General features: G+C 43.8%; 16 protein-coding genes. 5 read left to right on the top strand and 11 right to left on the bottom strand.

Annotated features, from left to right (window positions below; all coding sequences use genetic code 11):
• Positions 1-385: 385 nt before the first annotated feature.
• Together murI and btuB are read right to left on the bottom strand one after the other, a co-directional pair.
• Complete coding sequence (murI, locus tag OO184_RS22690; protein WP_265381123.1) at positions 386-1249, bottom strand: glutamate racemase; 864 nt, start codon at positions 1247-1249, stop codon at positions 386-388.
• The gene (gene btuB / locus OO184_RS22685; RefSeq protein WP_265381122.1) at positions 1194-3053 is read right to left on the bottom strand and encodes a TonB-dependent vitamin B12 receptor BtuB; all 1860 of its coding nucleotides are present in this window, start codon (positions 3051-3053) and stop codon (positions 1194-1196) included. The genes murI and btuB overlap by 56 nt, the downstream gene beginning before the upstream one ends.
• 182 nt (positions 3054-3235) lie before the next feature.
• Here btuB and trmA point away from each other — a divergent pair, with 182 nt between their 5' ends.
• Positions 3236-4339, top strand: a complete 1104-nt coding sequence (gene trmA / locus OO184_RS22680) for a tRNA (uridine(54)-C5)-methyltransferase TrmA (RefSeq protein WP_265381125.1) — start codon at positions 3236-3238, stop codon at positions 4337-4339.
• Between the two features lie 64 nt (positions 4340-4403).
• Here the strand turns inward: trmA and OO184_RS22675 are convergent, their stop codons facing one another.
• Both OO184_RS22675 and fabR read right to left on the bottom strand, forming a co-directional pair.
• On the bottom strand, positions 4404-4775 hold the full coding sequence (locus tag OO184_RS22675; RefSeq protein ID WP_265381124.1) for a YijD family membrane protein: 372 nt from the start codon (positions 4773-4775) through the stop codon (positions 4404-4406).
• A gap of 23 nt (positions 4776-4798) precedes the next feature.
• Positions 4799-5443 carry an HTH-type transcriptional repressor FabR gene (gene fabR, locus OO184_RS22670; protein WP_049584869.1) on the bottom strand — a complete coding sequence of 215 codons (645 nt, stop codon included), beginning with the start codon at positions 5441-5443 and terminating at the stop codon, positions 4799-4801.
• Between the two features lie 390 nt (positions 5444-5833).
• Here fabR and sthA point away from each other — a divergent pair, with 390 nt between their 5' ends.
• Positions 5834-7231 carry a Si-specific NAD(P)(+) transhydrogenase gene (gene sthA / locus OO184_RS22665; protein ID WP_036782578.1) on the top strand — a complete coding sequence of 466 codons (1398 nt, stop codon included), beginning with the start codon at positions 5834-5836 and terminating at the stop codon, positions 7229-7231.
• On the opposite strand, the gene oxyR is transcribed toward sthA, so the two are convergent.
• From oxyR to argC, 5 genes are all read right to left on the bottom strand, one after another.
• Positions 7223-8128: a DNA-binding transcriptional regulator OxyR gene (gene oxyR / locus OO184_RS22660; RefSeq protein WP_265381121.1), complete on the bottom strand. Its 906-nt coding sequence runs from the start codon at positions 8126-8128 to the stop codon at positions 7223-7225. The genes sthA and oxyR overlap by 9 nt on opposite strands.
• 154 nt (positions 8129-8282) lie before the next feature.
• The gene (gene argH / locus OO184_RS22655) at positions 8283-9662 is read right to left on the bottom strand and encodes an argininosuccinate lyase (RefSeq protein ID WP_265381120.1); all 1380 of its coding nucleotides are present in this window, start codon (positions 9660-9662) and stop codon (positions 8283-8285) included.
• 140 nt (positions 9663-9802) lie between these two features.
• On the bottom strand, positions 9803-11017 hold the full coding sequence (locus OO184_RS22650; protein WP_265381119.1) for an argininosuccinate synthase: 1215 nt from the start codon (positions 11015-11017) through the stop codon (positions 9803-9805).
• Positions 11018-11085: 68 nt separating this feature from the next.
• On the bottom strand, positions 11086-11859 hold the full coding sequence (gene argB, locus OO184_RS22645) for an acetylglutamate kinase (RefSeq protein WP_265381118.1): 774 nt from the start codon (positions 11857-11859) through the stop codon (positions 11086-11088).
• 25 nt (positions 11860-11884) lie between these two features.
• A complete protein-coding gene (gene argC, locus OO184_RS22640) occupies positions 11885-12889 on the bottom strand; it encodes an N-acetyl-gamma-glutamyl-phosphate reductase (protein ID WP_265381117.1) in 1005 nt (334 codons plus the stop codon).
• A 101-nt stretch (positions 12890-12990) separates the two neighbouring features.
• Between argC and argE the strand changes: the two genes are divergently transcribed.
• The 3 genes from argE (at position 12991) to OO184_RS22625 (ending at position 17959) form a co-directional block, all read left to right on the top strand.
• A complete protein-coding gene (gene argE / locus OO184_RS22635) occupies positions 12991-14148 on the top strand; it encodes an acetylornithine deacetylase (RefSeq protein WP_265381116.1) in 1158 nt (385 codons plus the stop codon).
• 281 nt (positions 14149-14429) lie between these two features.
• Positions 14430-17066 carry a phosphoenolpyruvate carboxylase gene (ppc, locus tag OO184_RS22630; RefSeq protein WP_265381115.1) on the top strand — a complete coding sequence of 879 codons (2637 nt, stop codon included), beginning with the start codon at positions 14430-14432 and terminating at the stop codon, positions 17064-17066.
• A gap of 311 nt (positions 17067-17377) precedes the next feature.
• Entirely contained in the window at positions 17378-17959 is a 582-nt protein-coding gene (locus OO184_RS22625; protein WP_265381114.1) for a YolA family protein, read from the top strand.
• A 301-nt stretch (positions 17960-18260) separates the two neighbouring features.
• Here OO184_RS22625 and OO184_RS22620 read toward each other — a convergent pair whose 3' ends face one another.
• Positions 18261-18530 (bottom strand): type III secretion system chaperone family protein, encoded by a 270-nt coding sequence (locus OO184_RS22620; protein WP_254921001.1) that lies wholly within the window; start codon positions 18528-18530, stop codon positions 18261-18263.
• Between the two features lie 128 nt (positions 18531-18658).
• On the bottom strand, positions 18659-19417 hold the full coding sequence (locus OO184_RS22615; RefSeq protein ID WP_265381113.1) for a hypothetical protein: 759 nt from the start codon (positions 19415-19417) through the stop codon (positions 18659-18661).
• Positions 19418-19917 lie beyond the last annotated feature (500 nt).

The raw sequence follows: 19917 nt of genomic DNA, 5'->3' as shown, positions 1-19917 counted from the left end.
TGAGCCATGATCAAACTCTTCAATTAAAAGCTTGATGCTCAAAGAATTGTACTGTTAGTTCGTAATGAATTAACTGTTGTTCACTCTTCAAGACTTTAAAACGTATTTTTTTGTGATACGGTCTTGTGAGTGCCCACACAGATTGTCTGATTAATTGTTAAAGAGCAGGCTGACATAAAATTTAACATTCTCGGTCAGCCGGGCTGCGTATATTACGCTTTTCGCCCGCAGAGTCAAGCGCTTATTCGCTTTTTCTCTGCCCGACCTCACAATGTTTATCAGCGTTGTGTCGGTCAGTGGTGGCGCATTATAGGGAGTTCTTTGACGCTGGCAATAATTATTTTGAAAAAAGTTAACGACCGATGATTATTCCATCAAATTTAACTTAAGTTATCAACTTTTCCAGTTTCACAAATCCATATTCCTGCAAAACGGGGATTAATGCACCAGTATCTGCATTCATTTCCATACAATAAGCAAGACTATCCGCTGAAGTACAAACAAGATTACTCTGATGCTTAACCAACCAAGCCGTTCTTCGAGCAATAGCGGCGCCAGAATCAATTAAGCGTGTGCCATCAGGTAATATCTGAACTAATTCTTCTGCTAATAGTGGAAAATGGGTACAACCCAATACTACCGTGTCAGGCGGTTCTGTCATTCCTAGCCACGGCTTCAGTATCTTTTTTAAAGTGTCGGAAGAAACCTTACCACCATGCAGTTTAACTTCAGCTAATTCTACCAATTCAGCAGAACCTATAGATTCAATCCTGCAATCTGTCGCAAACTTTTCGATAAGTTCTTTTGTATAGGAACGATTAACTGTCGCCCTAGTCGCCAATAATCCAACAACACCATTACGAGTTAACTTTGCTGCGGGCTTTATCGCTGGAACCACACCAACAACCGGAAAGCTGAACCGCTCACGTAGAGCGGGTAAACTGACTGTACTTGCAGTGTTACATGCAATAACCGCTATTGTCAGGGGGTGTTTTTGTTGAACAGCCCCAACAATTTGAACGACTCGTTCAACAATAAATTCTTCCGATTTTTCACCATAAGGGAATGCTTCGTTATCAAAAGCATATATATAGTGGAGATCTGGCAATAATTGCCGTATCTCTTGGTAAATAGATAAGCCGCCTACCCCAGAATCAAACACTAAAACTGTCGGGCGCGCGGCTTTATTTAAATCAGAAGTTATAGCTCCCAGTGAGGTAGTATTCACGTCCTGGAATGCGATAGCCATAAACTGTCTCATAATCTTTATCAAGCAGGTTGGCTATTCTAGCACGAATTGTCAAATAGGAAGTGACTGGATATGAAACCGTTAAGTCCCAAAAGCTGACGCCGCCTAATTTCACACGTTTAGCTGGGAATGTATTGAAATCGTTGTCATAACGTCGCCCTAGATATTGATAAGTTAACCCCCAATCAAAATCATATAGCTGCCAGTCAAGTTGATATTTCACTTGCTGCTTCGCTCGACGAACTAAAATTTCATTAGTTTCACCATTACGGGGGTCAATATATTGTACAGTCAATTGATGCTGAAAAATGCCTGTGTCCATTGAGCCAGTCCATTCAACACCTTTAATTTTTGCTCTACCAATATTGTAGTAACGGTTATTTGCATAATCGATCAATTGCTCAATCTCATTGCGATATACAGTCAGACGCCAATTTAGCTGGCCTGTGATGCCTTCAATACCACCTTCCCATTGTGTACTTTCTTCCGGTTTCAAATCATGATTACCACCAAAACCATACATCTGGCTAAGCGTTGGAGCCTTAAATGCCGTACCATAAGAAGCGATCAAACGATAATCTTTAATAAACTCCCAACCTAAACTGGCTTGCCATGTGGTATTCCAACCAGCTTCTGAATGTTTATCTGAACGAATTGCACCTTCTAAAATAAAGTCTTTCAGTTGTTGCTGTGCTGTCAGATATATCCCCGTATTACGTACCGTTTCACTCTTCGGAATATAACTGGTTCCAGCTTCTATCGATTGTTTTTGGAAATCCACACCGATGCTGACCATGCCCTGATATAGCTGAAAAGTATTTCCCCATTGCAGGTTATATTGTTCAGAATCATTAAGGCTAGCAGACTTATCATAGCGCCCATATTTAGGATCAAAGTTATAGTCTTTTATATGGCTATAACTTGCAATTAATTGGGATGAGTAGATCCCCCGGTTAAATCTGATCCCCGTGTCATAGTGGCGGCTATAAAGTTCACGAGTATCCGGTCTGGCATATGGATAACTCCAATTAATATCCGCATCATAAGATGTTCTATTGTCATAGCCATAAGCTCGAACAAATCCACTGACTTGCTCATTAAATTTTTGATCGACTCCCAACCAAAGCATTTTACTCATAAAGCCATCACGATCAGGCTGCCTAAAACCACCGGTATTACCATCAGCAACAACATCGTATCCTTTAGTGTAAGTATAGTTAGCTGCTGCTGTCAGGGTTGTATTTTCAGCTAACTTTTGTTGAGTTGAGCCATCATAAGTCTGATAACCATGTGAGCCGATACCTACGTTAAAGTTGGTTCCTGGTTTCTCTCTGGTGGTAATGATATTAATAACACCACCAATAGCATCAGAACCATAAACAGCGGAACGTGGTCCGCGGACATATTCAATTTTTTGAACCAATGATACCGGTATTTGGCTTAAATCAGAGGAACCACTGATACCCGCTTGATTCAAACGTATTCCATCCATCAGTACTAATACATGACTAGAATGAGTGCCACGTATAAACAGAGAGCTTAACTGTCCAATACCGCCATGTTGAGCAATATCCACCCCGGGTAGACGGCGCAAAATATCGGCTACACTATTTGACTGCCAACGATCAATTTCATCTCGTGTTACAACAGTATAAGGAGCCAGTATGCTTGATACCGGCTGTTTAAAACGACTCGCCGTCACAACTAATGAATCCTGTGACTCCACCGCAACAGAGGTTTGATTCCAACTAGAAATCACCACAATTGAAACAGTGAACAATAAAAACCGATTTTTATTTATCATGAGAAAACATCCCACAATTTATTGTCAGAAGGATACGCTAAGAAGCGCTGAGCCTATTCATTATTCATAATAGTAAGCATAGACAGGATCATGTACGAGTAATAAGAAAACTGGACATCCTTTGCTCTTTCCCTACAATTTCGCACGAAAATTTTTCTTACTACAGATATAAGAGAACAAACATAATGCAAAATCCCCTGCCAACGGAAAGCTATGAGCAGCAACTGACGGAGAAGGTTAGCCGCTTAAAAAACATGATGGCGCCTTTCCAGGCCCCGGAGCCAGAGGTTTTCCGTTCATCGCTATCTCATTACAGAATGCGAGCAGAATTTCGAATCTGGCATGAGCAGGATGATTTGTACCATATTATGTTCGATCAACAGACGAAACAGCGCATACGCCTTGTTCAATTCCCTGTCGCCAGTAAATTAATCAACAAAATGATGATAGTATTGATTGACGCTATCAGATCGGAACAGATTTTGCGTCATAAGCTATTTCAAATTGATTATCTGTCTACTTGCAGTAATAAAATCCTTGTTTCTTTGCTTTATCACAAAAAACTAGGTGATGAATGGATACAACAGGCATTAAAACTGCGTGAGGCGTTAAGAAATAAAGGATTTGACGTTGAGTTAATCGGCAGAGCTGCTAAAACCAAAATCACATTGAATCATGATTATATTGATGAGGTTTTACCTGTTGCAGGCCGGAAAATGATTTATCGCCAAGTAGAAAACAGCTTCACCCAGCCCAATGCTAGCGTCAATATTCATATGCTTGAATGGGCAATTAATATTACCAGGGATTCAAAAGGTGATTTACTTGAGCTTTACTGTGGTAATGGTAATTTCTCTCTGGCATTAGCTCAAAATTTTGAACGCGTATTGGCAACAGAAATCGCCAAGCCATCCGTTGCTGCCGCTCAATACAATATTGCAGCCAATGGTATTGATAATGTACAAATTATCCGAATGTCAGCAGAGGAATTCACCCAAGCAATGAATGGTGAACGCGAATTTAATCGCCTTCAGGGGATCGATTTAAAAAGCTATCAATGTGAAACTATTTTTGTCGATCCGCCTCGTAGCGGCCTTGATGAAAAAACGCTTGAGATGGTCCAAGCATACCCACGGATTCTTTATATTTCCTGTAACCCGGAAACCCTTTGTCATAATCTGGAAACATTAACTCAAACACATAAAATCAGCCGTCTGGCTCTATTTGATCAGTTTCCTTATACACATCATATGGAATGCGGCGTACTTCTGGAAAAATTAAACTGATACTTGACGAACATATAAAACAGAAATGCCGGCAGATAGTTATCTCGCCGGCGCTTTTCACCAATTAATGACTATTTTCTGTAATTACCTGGTTTTTACGAATTTTTACCTTTCTGTAAATCCAGAATACCAGTACAGTCCCCATTACCGCGGGTAAAAAATTAGAGCCAATTTCAGGGTATTCAACCCTGATAATCGCACTATAACTAAATAATCCTAATAGGAAACAGGCGACAACCAGCTTAGGCATTCCATCTGGCATGGAGTAGTTCAAATAGCGCTGATGGATACAATAAATTGATAAAATCAGTGCTATCAATGGGAAAACTGAAAAAGAAACAACTGAGCTAAAAACTGCTGAAAACGTTCCATTCGTTGCTAATCCGACAATAAAAGCGAGTAACAATGTACTTTTATCCTGGCGATATTGTTCCATCATTTCGTTCTCCTCCTTCATAGTTATTTAAGTTTAGGGTTCGGTGGATTCATTTCTTTGCGATACCAATAATATGCACCTTTAGCAATCATCCGTAGCTGCAAGACTAAACGTTCCTCTAAACGCTGTCTTTTCTCCAAATCAATATCCAGTGCTTCTGCACCTGCACTGAATACTATTGTTACCATCGCCTCTGCCTGCACTTCAGTAAAATGCCTCGGCATACAGCTTTCCTGTTCTAAATAGTCTGCCAGTTCAGCAATAAAATGTTGTATTTCCCGTGCGACAGCGGCACGAAATTCAGCAGAGGTCCCTGAACGTTCACGTAATAATAATCGGAATGCATTTGGGTTATTACCGATAAATTCCATAAAAGTTGAAACAGACGTGCGGATGACACTGCCGCCTTTAGCAATACGTTGCCGGGCTTGCCTCATTAACTGACGTAACATCAAACCACTTTCATCCACCATAGTCAGCCCAAGCTCATCAACATCGCGAAAATGACGATAAAATGAAGTTGGCGCAATACCTGCTTCGCGGGCGACTTCACGCAAGCTAAGGCTGGTAAAACTCCTTTCGGCACTCAACTGGCTGAAAGCAGCTTCAATCAGTGAACGACGAGTTTTTTCTTTCTGTTTCGCTCTGATGCCGATAACGTTACTCACACGAATCCTGACTCTTTATCTGAACTACATGTTAGGAAATATACCAAATTTTAACGCGTTTGCCGTAATGATGTGCTTATCATGTCATTTATAATGATCAATGTCATTTTCTCAGCGCATTTTCTTATTAGATATTAGGATGATAAAGGTAACTACACGCAGTCAGAAAATCATTAAGAGGAGTATTCCCCTTTGTTAATTCAATTCGGTCATTAGATAATTATTTATTTTCCAAAAGCTTCATGGTCTTATGCCAGATTAACGTAACGGGTAAAACTATGTTCAATTTACCCTAAACGATGACATAAAATCCTTATGACGATTGGGTTATTAAGTCAACCGATGTTAATATGGCGTTGTAATTTTGTGTAAAAACAGGTCTTTCCTCATATGCAACATATTCATTTTGACGCCATTGTCATTGGTTCTGGTCCCGGTGGAGAAGGAGCAGCAATGGGATTGGTGAAGCAGGGTAAAAGCGTTGCTGTTATCGAACGCTATAATAATGTTGGTGGTGGTTGTACTCATTGGGGCACCATCCCGTCCAAAGCCCTCCGCCACGCCGTCAGCCGTATTATCGAATTTAACCAAAACCCTCTGTACAGCGACAATTCCCGCATTCTTCGCTCTTCATTTGCTGAAATCTTACGCCGTGCTGAAATGGTGATTAATCAGCAAACTAGAATGCGACAGGGATTTTATGAACGTAATGGGTGTCGTATGTTTTCCGGAGAAGCAACATTCATTGATGATCACCGGGTGAGTGTGCGCTATGCCGACGATAACTACGATATTTTAAGCGCAGATAAGATTATTATCGCAACCGGTTCTCGTCCATATTGTCCACCAGATGTTGATTTCACCCATTCCCGTATTTATAACAGCGATTCCATTCTGAAACTGGATCATGAACCACGGCACGTCATTATTTATGGCGCCGGAGTAATTGGTTGCGAGTATGCTTCAATCTTCCGTGGATTAGGCGTAAAAGTTGATTTGATCAACACTCGTAATCACTTACTGGCTTTCCTTGATCAAGAGATGTCAGATGCACTGTCTTACCATTTCTGGAATAGCGGTATAGTTATCCGCCACAATGAAGAATATTCTAAAATTGAAGGTGTTGATGATGGTGTTATCGTTCATCTCAAATCCGGTAAAAAAGTCAAAGCTGATTGTCTGCTTTATGCTAATGGCCGAACAGGTAATACTGATACTTTAGGGCTGAAAAACGTTGGTCTGGAAGCAGATAGCCGCGGTTTACTGAAAGTTAACAAAATCTATCAAACCAGCAATGAAAACATCTACGCTGTAGGAGATGTTATCGGTTACCCAAGCTTGGCCTCCGCCGCTTATGATCAAGGCCGAATTGCCGCCCAAGCAATGGCGAAAGGAAACGCCGAAGTTCATCTGATTGAAGATATTCCAACAGGTATCTATACCATTCCTGAAATCAGCTCTGTAGGTAAAACCGAACAACAATTAACAGCAATGAAAGTGCCTTATGAAGTTGGACGCGCACAATTTAAGCATCTTGCACGCGCACAAATTGCGGGGATGAACGTAGGAAGCCTAAAAATACTGTTCCATAGAGAAACAAAAGAGATTCTTGGTATTCATTGTTTCGGGGAACGTGCGGCTGAAATCATTCATATCGGCCAAGCGATTATGGAACAGAAAGGTGAAAGTAATACTATCGAATATTTCGTCAATACTACTTTCAACTATCCGACTATGGCTGAAGCCTATCGTGTCGCAGCTCTAAATGGCCTGAACCGGCTATTTTGATTGTTCGTAATAAGTGCCCATTTTAGCTCTAATAGCCTCTGCCAGTTGCTCATAGCGACCACGCAGAGGTGAACCAGGACGATAAATCAAAATAACAGATCGCTTAGGTTCAGGGTTGCTACACTCCAGATAACAGACTCCATCACGTTTTTTCTCTTGTGGCACTGCCAGATCAGGTAATAAGGTTATTCCACTACCGGCAGCAACCATATTACGCAGAGTTTCCAAACTGGTTGCACGAAAATGGGTATCTTCCTTCGCGCCAGCCTGAAAACAGAACCCCATAGCCTGATCACGCAAGCAATGACCATCTTCTAGCATCAACAATTTTTCACCTGCCAATTCATCCATCGCAATTTTTTTTCGCTCTGCCCAAGGATGACCATCATAGATAGCTAGTTTCATGGGTTCTTCAAACAATGGTACTTCAATGAAGGCTCTTGTCTCCTTAACCATTGCCAGAATCGCACAGTCCAATTTGCCACTATCCAACTGGGCTAACAGACTTTGCGTCTGGGCTTCATACAGATACATTTCCAACTTAGGAAACAAGCCATGAAGCCCAGGAATAATATGAGGCAACAGATATGGACCAATTGTAGGGATCAGACCAATATGCAGAGGACCAGACATGTTTTCCCCTTGAAGTGACGCCATTTCCTGCAAAATCCTAACTTCACGGAGAACCGTTCTGGCCTGTTCTACTAATAACATCCCTTGTTGAGTGAACAAAACTTTACGGCTGGTGCGCTCTAATAACATTACACCCAGATCATCCTCAAGCTTACGAATTTGCCCGCTTAATGTAGGTTGGCTGACGTGGCAAGAATCAGCAGCATGGCGAAAGTGCCGATGCTCAGCAAGCGCCACAAGATATTCCAGATCGCGGATATTCATTCCCACCTCAACATATTTAATATAAATGATAGAAACTACCAATAAATAATTATATCAATGTGAGGAAAAGACTATCAGATAATCATTAAAAACTTATATATAAAGATCTCATTTATTTTACAGGGGATAGATTAATCCCCCCTGCTGATAATGACTAACTTAATTTTAGCCTCTGCTTAGCCTCTACAATCGCTTTCACGACCTGTTTTTGCGATACGCCACCCTTTGCAAGGCGTTTGTCCAGACAAGATTGCAGAGACAAAATATCATATACATCTTCAGTAATTGCACTGCTGAACTTCTGCAACTCTGTTAATGACAACGCTTCCAGTGCCTTACCCTGAGCAAGCGCCATAATCACAATTTCCCCAACAATATGGTGAGCTTCACGGAATGGAACACCTTTTGCAACCAAATAATCAGCTAACTCGGTCGCGTTAGCATAACCCTGTTTAGCTGCTTCTGCACAACGTGAACGCCTGACCTGAATGCCATCTAACACCAACGCTGCCATATGCAAACAATCTAGCCAAGTGTCCAACGCATCAAACAACCCCTCTTTATCCTCTTGCATATCTTTATTATAGGCCAGCGGCAGACCTTTTAAGGTCATCATCATACCGGTCAATGCCCCCTGCACCCGGCCACATTTCCCACGGATTAACTCCAATGCATCCGGGTTTTTCTTCTGTGGCATCAGAGAAGAACCGGAAGTAACTCGATCTGACAGTTCAATAAATCCTGCTTCACCACTATTAAAGAAAATTAGGTCTTCCGCAAAACGGGAAAGATGGATCATACTGATACTGGCATTAGATAGCAGTTCCAATACATGGTCACGATCTGAAACACTATCCAAGCTGTTACGCGTCGCTGAAGCAAAACCTAGCCACGATGCAAGTTGTTCGCGGTCAATATCATAAGCGGTTCCAGCCAATGCACCACACCCAAGCGGGCTGGTATTCAATCGTTTTAACGTATCCTGTAACCGATTTTCATCACGGACCAACATTTCTACATATGCTAAACACCAGTGAGCAAAGGTAATAGGCTGTGCTCTTTGCAGATGGGTATAGCCCGGCATCACCGCATCCTGATTATTCTCCGCGGTAACCACCAATGCCTGCTGTAACTCAACAATCGCCTGATGGAGATGTGAAATATATCCTTTACACCACAGTTTGAGATCTGTTGCCACCTGATCGTTACGGCTACGGCCAGTATGGAGCTTTTTACCCAGCTCGCCAACTTTACTGATCAACTGCCCTTCTACCCAACTGTGGATATCTTCTGCATCACTTTGCAAGATGGCTTGTGGATTAGACTGAACCTCATTCAGCAATTCATTTAATGCCAACTCCAGTTTTTGTTGTTCCTCAACGGTTAGCACGCCAACCGTTACCAGCGCTTTCGACCATGCAACTGAACCGGTAATGTCCTGTTCCGCCAACCGGTAATCAAAGCGAAGTGAATCGTTAAATTGTTTGAACCGTTGATCTGCTTTCTGACTGAAACGCCCGCCCCAGAGTGCCATATTTTCGTTCCTGATTATCTGATGTCTGAGTGATTTATTGTCTTTTATAAACGCAAAATGGAGATAATAGGCCAGAAAAATCAAGTATTAAGAATAAGTTAACAACCTAACCATTATCTCCACAACTACGAACGATGAAATTACTCTTTACTATTTAATGCCCGAATACGTGAAGAGAGCGAATACAGACGGATGAATCCTGCTGCATGGCTGTGATCGTAAACCTCATCTTCACCAAACGTTGCAAACGCTTCAGAATAAAGGCTATTTGTGGATCTCTTCTGGATCGCTGTCACCTGGCCTTTATAGAGTTTCAATACGACTTCACCGCTGACATCCTCAGCCAGCGCCTCTGCGGCTGCCTGAATAGACTGACGTAGCGGGGCAAACCAACGTCCGTCATAAACAACATAGGACATTTCCAGCCCAAGCTGCTGACGCCACTTAAAGCTATCGCGGTCCAGAACCAGTTGTTCAACACCACGCAACGCGGCCATCATAATGGTCCCTCCCGGTGTTTCATAACAACCGCGAGATTTTATGCCCACCAGCCGGTTTTCCACGATATCGATCCGACCGATACCATGTTTTGCCCCTATAACATTCAGCGCTTCAAGGCATTGATATGGAGATATTATCTTGCCGTTGACTCCAACAACCTCGCCTTTCTCAATCGTGACACTGACCAATTCCGCTTCATTTGGCGCCTCTTCTGGATCAACTGTCCACACCCAACAATCTTTATTGGATGCATTCCAGGTGCTTTCCAGTACGCCACCTTCGGTCGAGATATGCCATGCATTTTCATCACGGCTGTAAATTTTCTCCAATGTTGCCGTTGTTGGAATATCTCGCACTTTCAGATAATCCAACAACGCTTCACGAGAACGCAAATCCCACTCTCTCCACGGCGCAATTACTTTTAGCTGAGGGGCTAATGCCGTATAAGTGCTTTCAAACCGAACCTGATCGTTACCCTTACCTGTTGCGCCATGAGCAAGTGCATCTGCCCCCACTTTCAGTGCCAACTCAACCTGTGCTTTAGCAATAATAGGTCGTGCCATTGAAGTGCCCAATAAATAGCTACCTTCATACAAAGCACCGGTTTTTAGTACCGGATAAACATAATCTTTGATGAATTCCTCACGTAGATCTACAACGTGACATTCTGATGCGCCAGATCGTAAAGCTTTCTGCTCCACACCCTCCAGATCTTCACGGCTTTGTCCCACATCAGCGACAAACGCAACAACTTCACAATTGTCATAATGCTCTTTCAGCCAAGGAATAATGGCAGAAGTATCCAGACCACCAGAATAGGCAAGAACGATCTTTTTAATATCTTTAGTATGCATGAAGTTATCCTTTGAAATTCCGTTGTTATTTATCAGCAAAGCTTTGCCGAAAATTAATCAAACTTAATTTAAGCCAGAATACGAGTACCGACGGGAACACCGTTAAACAGGTCGGTCAGTTGATCTGCATGACGCCAACTGGCGATATCTACCGGGCGACCTAGTGTCCTAGCTGCATCTAAAGCAGCATCCACCTTCACAATCATGCCGTCAGTAATGATGCCATGTGCAATAAGTTGCTCTGCTTTCTCAGCATTTATGTCAGGGATTTTCTGCCCTTTACCATCCAAAATACCGCTAACATCAGAGAGCAATACTAAATCAGCGCCTAGTGTCTGAGCTACCGCCGTTGCTGCCTGATCAGCATTCACATTCATCAACTCTCCTTTATCTGTTACCCCAATCGAGCTGATAATGGGTATGTAACCTGCATCCAGTAGCGTTTTCAGCAACTTAGCATCGCCCGGTATCGCTTTTCCCACATGCCCCAATTCTTCATTCAGTTGGGAAACCCTGACCACATTACCATCTCCCAAATATAATCCAACTGATGCAAGTTGATATTTAGTCGCCCACGACAATAAGGTTTTATTGGCTATACCCGCTAATGCGCCGGTGATAATCCCAATTTGATCAGCGGGTGTTACCCGCAACCCTTGCTCCTTTACTATTGGCAGTTGCAACTTCTGCATCAGTTCATCCACCAAATAACCACCACCATGAACAATAACCAACTGGCGTTTGTGTGTTTGCCGATATTCCTGCAATGTAGTAAACACGCGTTCCAATGCTTCTTCATTGTCCAGTAACACGCCACCTAACTTTATGACCAAAGGTTCCATCTTCTTTACTCCTTCACGTCAATAATTAAAGTAATGCCTGAGTCTCTTCAAACCCAAAACGTATATTCATACACTGAACTGCCTGAGCTGCCGCGCCCTTCAAAAGATTATCCTCAGTACCCACAACAATCAGATGATCACCCTGTACAACAAAACCAATATCACAGAACGGTAGCCCAATAACGGATTTCAATGCCGGCACTCCTTTGCTGTAGAGCCTCACCAATGGCTTATCTTTGTATGCTTGCTGATAAACTTCATTTATCTGTTCTGCGGTAACACCCGGCTTCAATTTACAGGTAATTGTGGCAAGAATACCCCGTGCGAAATTGCCAAGATGCGGAGTAAAAATCACCCTGGTTCCCAGATGTTCCTCAATCTCCGGTTGATGACGATGAGTAAATATTCCATAAGGTTGTAAACTGATTTCGCAGAAACTGTTGGTCATACTGGCTTTCCGACCTGCGCCACTCACGCCACTGGTAGCATTAATCACTGGCCAATAGCTGGTATCTAGCAAATTATTTTCCAACAGTGGCTTCAGAGAGAGTTGAGAAACTGTTGGGTAACACCCCGGTACAGCAACCAATTGAGCCTGTTTGATCTTTTCAGACTGCCATTCGGCAAGTCCATATACTGCTTGTGCTAACCATTCAGTATGCTTATGTTTGAATCCGTAGTATTGTTGATAAGTCTGAGCGTTTTGTACGCGATAGGCACCGGAGAGATCGAATACAGTGCAACCTGCCGCCAGAAATAGCGGCGCAATGTCATGACTAACTTCATGGGCGGTGGCAAGGAAAACCACATCAATCCCTTTAGCAGCATTAATAATATCAGTCATTGGTTGCAGCGGTAGATCAACAATGCCTTTATACTGTGGATGTAAATCTGAGAAGCATTTATCTGCATCAACGCTCTGAGCAGAAACCATAAGTCTAATCAGATTCGTATACGGATGACGATGCAGATATGCTGCCAGTTCTGCTCCGGTGTAACCACTTGCACCAACAACCAGCGTATTCAACATAGGATATCTTACCTTGTGCTCAGTATTTAAACAGGATAATGTATTTTTATTCAAAAAAAATGCATGAATATTGATACTATCATGAATAAAGGCTGTCAACAGTGAATATTAAATTACCTCCATTTATTGAGCTATTTCAGCAATTAATCGCTACTCCATCTATCAGCGCCACCGATGTCAGTATTGACCAGAGTAATGAATCTCTCATCAACCTACTGGCAAGTTGGTTAAAGGAAATTGGTTTCGAAATTGAGATACAACCCGTCCCCGAAGCCCACAGAAAATACAATCTGCTGGCGACACTGGGGAGTGGCCCAGGTGGGCTACTCTTATGTGGACACACTGATACTGTCCCCTTTGACGATGGGCGCTGGACTAAAGATCCCTTCACCCTGACAGAGCGAGATAACAAACTGTACGGTTTAGGTACAGCAGATATGAAAGGCTTTTTCGCCTTTATTATTGATGCGTTGCGGGACATTGACGTCAGTAAAATAACCCATCCGCTGTACATTCTGGCAACCGCAGATGAAGAGACGACAATGGCAGGAGCCCGTTATTTTGCCGCAAGTACCGCTATTCGACCAGATTTCGCGATTATCGGCGAACCGACTTCATTGCATCCTATCTGTGCACATAAAGGACATTTATCGAACGCTATCCGCATTGTTGGCCAATCCGGACATTCCAGTGATCCAGATCGTGGTATAAACGCCATTGATTTGATGCACGAATCTATTGGTCACTTGATTGAACTACGCAATACGCTAAAAGAGCGTTATAACAACCCGGCATTTGCCATTCCATATCCAACTATGAATTTCGGCTATATTCATGGAGGTGACGCAGTAAATCGTATTTGTGCCCATTGTGAATTACATATGGATATTCGCCCATTACCGGGACTAACGTTGCAGGATCTGAACGGGCTGTTAAATGAAGCACTGGAACCCGTGAAACAACGTTGGCCTGGCCGTCTGACTATCAACGAATTACATCCCCCTATTCCCGGTTATGCATGCCCAACCGATCACAAGATGATTGATGTGATAGAGAAACTGCTAGGCCGCAAGGCTGAAACGGTCAACTACTGTACCGAAGCACCATTCATTCAGGAATTATGTCCAACATTAGTCCTTGGCCCAGGATCTATTGAACAGGCACATCAACCAGATGAATTCATTGATATGTCGTTTATTGAACCCACCAGAAAGATAATTTCCCAGTTAATAGATCATTTTTGTCTAAGCAATAGTTAATCGTTTTACTCGTCCCCCAAAAGTCAGGGGGACTCAAGCATCACAACAGAAACAAAAGCACCTTCCCCAAGCCTTCTGAGCATAAGTAATACTTATGGAATACAACCTGCCATTAAATTTTAGAAATTTCGCCCAAACTGATGATTTTCTGATATGAATATGAGGGTTTAGGGTAAATGCGAAACAGTGGCGACACAAAAAAACAACTTTCTGCCACTTAAATGAAATTTTTCTACCGGAACAGAATCAACATTCTGCCAGCAATAAAGGCCAAAAGTCACATGAATCAACAATATTCCGCAATGCGCAGTAATGTCAGCATGCTAGGTAAGCTGCTCGGAGACACAATCAAAGAAGCGTTAGGAGAAGATATTCTCGATAAAGTTGAGACTATACGCAAATTATCCAAATCATCCCGTGCGGGCAATGAAACACACCGCCAGCAACTATTATCTACATTGCAAAACCTATCTAATGATGAACTATTGCCAGTTGCCCGCGCTTTCAATCAATTTCTCAACCTGACAAACGTCGCAGAACAGTATCACAGCATCTCTCCACATGGTGAAGCTGCCAGTAACCCCGTTGCGTTAGCGAAATTATTCACCCGTTTAAAAGAAAAAAATTTCAGTAATGACGACCTGAAAAAAGCGGTAAACGAATTATCTATTGAGCTGGTTCTCACCGCTCACCCAACTGAGATCGCGCGTCGTACATTGATCCATAAACTGGTGGCCGTTAACACCTGCCTATCACAACTCGATCATGATGATCTCGCGGATTATGAGCGTAACAACATTATGCGCCGTCTGCGTCAATTAGTTGCCCAGTCATGGCATACCGATGAAATCCGCAAAATCCGTCCTACCCCAATTGATGAAGCTAAATGGGGGTTTGCTATGGTGGAAAACAGCTTGTGGGAAGGTGTACCGGCATTCTTACGTGAATTCAATGAACAACTGGAAGAGTCAATCAATTACAGCTTGCCAGTCGAAGCAGTACCTGTTCGCTTTACTTCCTGGATGGGCGGCGACCGGGACGGCAACCCGAATGTCACATCTGAAGTTACTCGCCATGTGTTACTCCTTAGCCGCTGGAAAGCAGCGGATCTATTCCTGAAAGATATTCAGGTTCTGGTTTCTGAGCTATCCATGTCTGAATGTACACCAGAAGTTCGTAAACTGGCGGGTGGTGATGAAATTCTAGAACCTTACCGAGAAATTGCTAAAAAACTGCGGACACAACTCAGCAATACGCTGACCTATTTGGAGAAACAACTGAAAGGTGAACAAGTTCTGCCACCCACTGATTTGCTGGTGGACAATGAACAGCTTTGGCAACCACTTTACGCCTGTTATCAGTCACTAAAAACCTGCGGGATGGAAATCATCGCCAATGGTCAATTATTGGATATCTTACGCCGTATCCGTTGCTTCGGCCTATCACTGGTACGCATTGATGTACGTCAAGAAAGCACTCGCCATACAACCGCGATTTCTGAACTGACGCAATACCTAGAATTAGGCAACTACACTAGTTGGTCAGAAGAAGAGAAACAAGCTTTCCTGCTACATGAACTGCGTTCTAAACGTCCATTGATCCCACATAACTGGCAACCAAGCGCTGAAACACAAGAAGTTTTCGCAACCTGCAAAGTCATTGCAGAGTCACCGCAAGACGCTATCGCCGCTTACGTTATCTCAATGGCTAAAGTGCCTTCTGATGTACTAGCGGTTCATTTGCTACTGAAAGAAGCTGGTTGTCCGTTTACCTTACCCGTTGCCCCGCTATTCGAAACCCTTGATGACCTGAATAATGCCGAAAATGTCATTCAGCAATTAATGAATATTAAATGGTATCGCGCGCTGATTCAGGACAAACAGATGGTGATGATTGGTTACTCTGATTCAGCAAAAGATGCCGGAGTGATGGCTGCTGCCTGGGCGCAGTACCGAGCACAGGACGCCTTAATCAAGGTCTGTGAAAACGAGGGCGTCACACTGACCTTGTTCCACGGTCGCGGAGGTACTATCGGCCGTGGCGGTGCGCCGGCACATGCTGCTCTGCTTTCCCAACCACCAGGAAGCCTGAAAGGCGGCCTACGTGTGACTGAACAGGGTGAAATGATCCGCTTTAAATTCGGTCTGCCACAGGTCACTATCAGTAGCTTAGCCTTGTATACCAGTGCAATTCTGGAAGCAAACCTATTGCCGCCACCGGAGCCTAAACCAGAGTGGCATCAGGTGATGGATACCCTGTCTGATGTTTCCTGCAAAATGTATCGTGATTATGTGCGTGAACAGCCCGATTTTGTACCCTATTTCCGTGCCGCAACACCAGAACAGGAATTAGCAAAACTGCCTTTAGGTTCTCGCCCAGCCAAACGTCATCCGGCAGGTGGTGTAGAAAGTTTACGCGCTATCCCGTGGATTTTCGCCTGGACACAAAATCGCCTCATGTTGCCAGCCTGGTTAGGAGCAGGCGCTGCGCTACAAAAAGTTGTGAATGAGGGAAAACAGGATGTACTAGCAGAAATGTGCCGGGATTGGCCTTTCTTTACCACTCGCATTGGGATGTTGGAAATGGTCTTCGCCAAAGCTGATTTATGGTTGGCAGAATATTACGATCATCGTCTGGTAGATAAGAGCTTATGGCCGTTAGGTCAGAAACTGCGTGAGCAACTCTCTGCGGATATTAAAACGGTATTAGCTATTTCCAAAGATGAACACCTGATGGCAGATTTACCGTGGATTGCAGAATCAATCGCCTTGCGTAATGTTTACACTGATCCATTAAATGTCCTACAGGCAGAGCTATTACTGCGTTCCCGTCAGCAACAACATGCCGATCCTCAGGTTGAACAAGCGTTGATGGTAACCATTGCTGGTATCGCAGCAGGGATGCGAAATACAGGTTAATAGCAGTCAATAATAGATAATCTCCACGCAACGGTAGTGACATTATTGAGCACAGTACTGGTATCTTTTTCTCCAGACAGTCCCGTACAAGATGTGCTCAATAGGCAATAAAAAAGAAGCCATTTTTCATCAGCCAAAACCAAATTTAAGAAAATTTTCTTATTATTTTACAGTCGGGCATTCACAACAAAACAAGAAAAAACACGACAACACCAGATTAAATTCCGTCAGTTACATAAATAAAATTTGATGATGTGATTTTTGCTCACTTCCCTAGAATTGTGCTTTTCCATTTCTAAGAGGATTCAGTCGTGAAGAAAAATAAACTTGCCATGTTGTTATCTGTTGCTTCCTTGTTTGGCGTTAACGCCTATGCCCAAACAGAGCAACCAAAAGAGGTCCCTACTACTCAAAATGCTCTAGCAGCGCAATCCCAGCTACTGCCTAACCCTGAGAGCCCTATCCGGGCCGAAGAAGAGAAAAAGCTCGACATTAAATCTGGGGTAGCTTACGCCCCTGCACCTCCGCTAACCAATATGTGGGTCTATGCCGTTGGCTCAACGAATTGCGGGTGGGAATACACTTCCAATTTGCCGGTGACAAACTGCAATCACGGAGGACAGCAGCTCCGCGCCGCAGTTCTGGAAATTGGCTACGGATATAACTCCTTTGCTTGGATGAACGGCGGCGCACTGCCATACTCGCTGTACTCTTCTACACCTGTTTGCATCACAAACGGGTACTACAATTGGCCATGTGCTGCGGGCCAAATTGTGGTTGGTTTCCTTAAGGAATACAGCCTCGATGGCTACCAGAACGGTATCTTCAGCTACCAGAACACTTCCGCTAATTGGCCTCGAAATACCATGTCAACGCAGATTAGCATTCTTTGACCTGCTGAAACCTACTTAAGAGTCTGTAAGGGGTGGGAAACCGCCCCTATTCATTTTTACGCACAAATATAGACACCGATGGTTTAGTCTCGTAATCAAGCAATTATATAAAATTAATTTAAAAGTCTATTCCTGTGAATTTCTCACAAATTATTTCCGTTAAGCTCCCCAGTGAGAGAGCCTTTACTCAGTAATTAGGCCATTAATCAACGCATGGTATAACGAATGCACAAAATAATATCACCTGTGGCTTGCAATAATACACCGGATTAATCTCTTAAAGCTTCTTAAGGTTTTTCACCTAAACTTTGTGCCATGAACTCCCTTGGATACTGAACGGCGGCCATTCTTGGCTTTCGGTGATAGGGGCCGTAGCCGTAAGGTCCCTGGCTTGCTGTAACATCCGCTCGACCAAACTGGCCAACAACTCGGCATCCAATCTCTCCAGCCATTCACGGCTCCAGAGCAGAGTTTCGCCCTCACCACTGCGGCTCAATTGCAGTGATGGCCAGTCGGCCAGTGTAGCCAACGAACGAGGTTCGACATTACCTAGCGGGATAAACAAAGTCACCAGTTCGTCGCGTTGGCGGATATGCAGACTAAAAGGGCCGAGCGGCAGATCGAGCCCCTCCGAGTGCAGAGATTCTTCGGTCTGTCCGAGGCGTCGGCACAGCTCCGATAATAAAGCATTAAACATAGTTACTCTTTATGGTTGTCGAACACAGATTCAGTCGGCGGCCACAAGTTGGCGATCGGAGGATTACTCGGCGTACCTTGCAATTTACCGCCTATGGTCGCAGCCCAAGGATCGATGACATATGCCTGGGAGCCCCAAGTTTCGGGTTTATTAAGTTCACTATTGGGATCGCGCCCGACCACCACGAAACAGTGAGTCTGGGTATGCCCCTTGGAGCCACGATGAGCGACTACCTCAATGCGCTGTTGGTCACCTTGATTGTGCTTCATCAGTTCGGCTGCCGCAGAATAGGCCAAGGTAGTGCAGCAACCAGCCTGAGCTTGAGCGACACGAGCAGCGATAGATTGCAGTTGGTTGAGGCTAACGTTGCCTTGTCTAGCGGCGATAGCCGCCATGTTGGACATCATGTTGGCTTGGTTGTTACCCCTCAGGCGCTCCGGGCTGTCATTGAATAACCGCAATCTCTCCATAATTTGCTGATAATGAAGATGTTGCTTGCTGACGAAAGTACCGGCATCGGTGCATGCGTAAGTCCCCATCTTCTGTAAGGCTGGCATAGCCTGCTGTAACATCGCTTGGGAACCGGACGCCATTACCTTTGGTTGAAAGGTACGCACCACGGCGCCTTGCTCTGCCAGACCCTGTTTAAGCTCGGCAAGGAGAGTGCTACGGGCCGCCACCTCTTTGGGGTGGTGGTTCTCCCAGTGCTGGATAGCATCCTGCACCCGTTGGGCTTGCGCGCTGTTGGGAGCACTCTGCAACTGGCGCAATTCGGTGATCAAATGCTTGAGATCCGAACTCTGGAAATGCAGCGGACCACGTCGGACAGACTGTTCAAACAAGCGGTTGCCCTGTTCAAGTAGGGGAGAAACTGAGGCGTTCTGAGGAACTTGAGTTTGGCTAAGCGGTGCATGGCCGCCAATGTGCTGAATATGCATTATCCTTTCCAGAATTAGGTTAATAAGTTGACTAAGGGCATCTTAGTATTTTTCCTGCCCTACTTATGTAAAAAAATGACCCGATTTTTATCTGTTTTAGGTGTCAGAAGAGAAGGATTATTCGGGGATAGGTATCCAGGGTTATTGAACCACAACAGTTCATACTGGACGAAAGCTGATGACGGACTTTACTTATTAAACCGAGATAATCTAACAATGACAATATAATGTGAGAATACAAACTCAATATTAAAACTTACTTATCCAATTTCCGTACAGCAAACTACCGTATACGTTAATTTACCGTACTTAAATCGGAATGA

Origin of the sequence: Photorhabdus aballayi (assembly GCF_026153155.1) — a bacterium.
GTDB classification, from domain to species: domain Bacteria; phylum Pseudomonadota; class Gammaproteobacteria; order Enterobacterales; family Enterobacteriaceae; genus Photorhabdus; species Photorhabdus luminescens.
This window is presented reverse-complemented; position numbering and strand designations above follow the sequence as displayed.

Excerpts from the sequence above, each read along its gene's own strand:
- oxyR (WP_265381121.1), bottom strand. The coding sequence starts at position 8,128 with ATGAATATCCGCGATCTGGAATATCTTGTGGCGCTTGCTGAGCATCGG.
- argB (WP_265381118.1), bottom strand. The coding sequence starts at position 11,859 with ATGGAACCTTTGGTCATAAAGTTAGGTGGCGTGTTACTGGACAATGAA.
- argH (WP_265381120.1), bottom strand. The coding sequence starts at position 9,662 with ATGGCACTCTGGGGCGGGCGTTTCAGTCAGAAAGCAGATCAACGGTTC.
- btuB (WP_265381122.1), bottom strand. The coding sequence starts at position 3,053 with ATGATAAATAAAAATCGGTTTTTATTGTTCACTGTTTCAATTGTGGTG.
- sthA (WP_036782578.1), top strand. The coding sequence starts at position 5,834 with ATGCAACATATTCATTTTGACGCCATTGTCATTGGTTCTGGTCCCGGT.
- murI (WP_265381123.1), bottom strand. The coding sequence starts at position 1,249 with ATGGCTATCGCATTCCAGGACGTGAATACTACCTCACTGGGAGCTATA.
- OO184_RS22650 (WP_265381119.1), bottom strand. The coding sequence starts at position 11,017 with ATGCATACTAAAGATATTAAAAAGATCGTTCTTGCCTATTCTGGTGGT.
- argC (WP_265381117.1), bottom strand. The coding sequence starts at position 12,889 with ATGTTGAATACGCTGGTTGTTGGTGCAAGTGGTTACACCGGAGCAGAA.
- ppc (WP_265381115.1), top strand. The coding sequence starts at position 14,430 with ATGAATCAACAATATTCCGCAATGCGCAGTAATGTCAGCATGCTAGGT.
- OO184_RS22675 (WP_265381124.1), bottom strand. The coding sequence starts at position 4,775 with ATGGAACAATATCGCCAGGATAAAAGTACATTGTTACTCGCTTTTATT.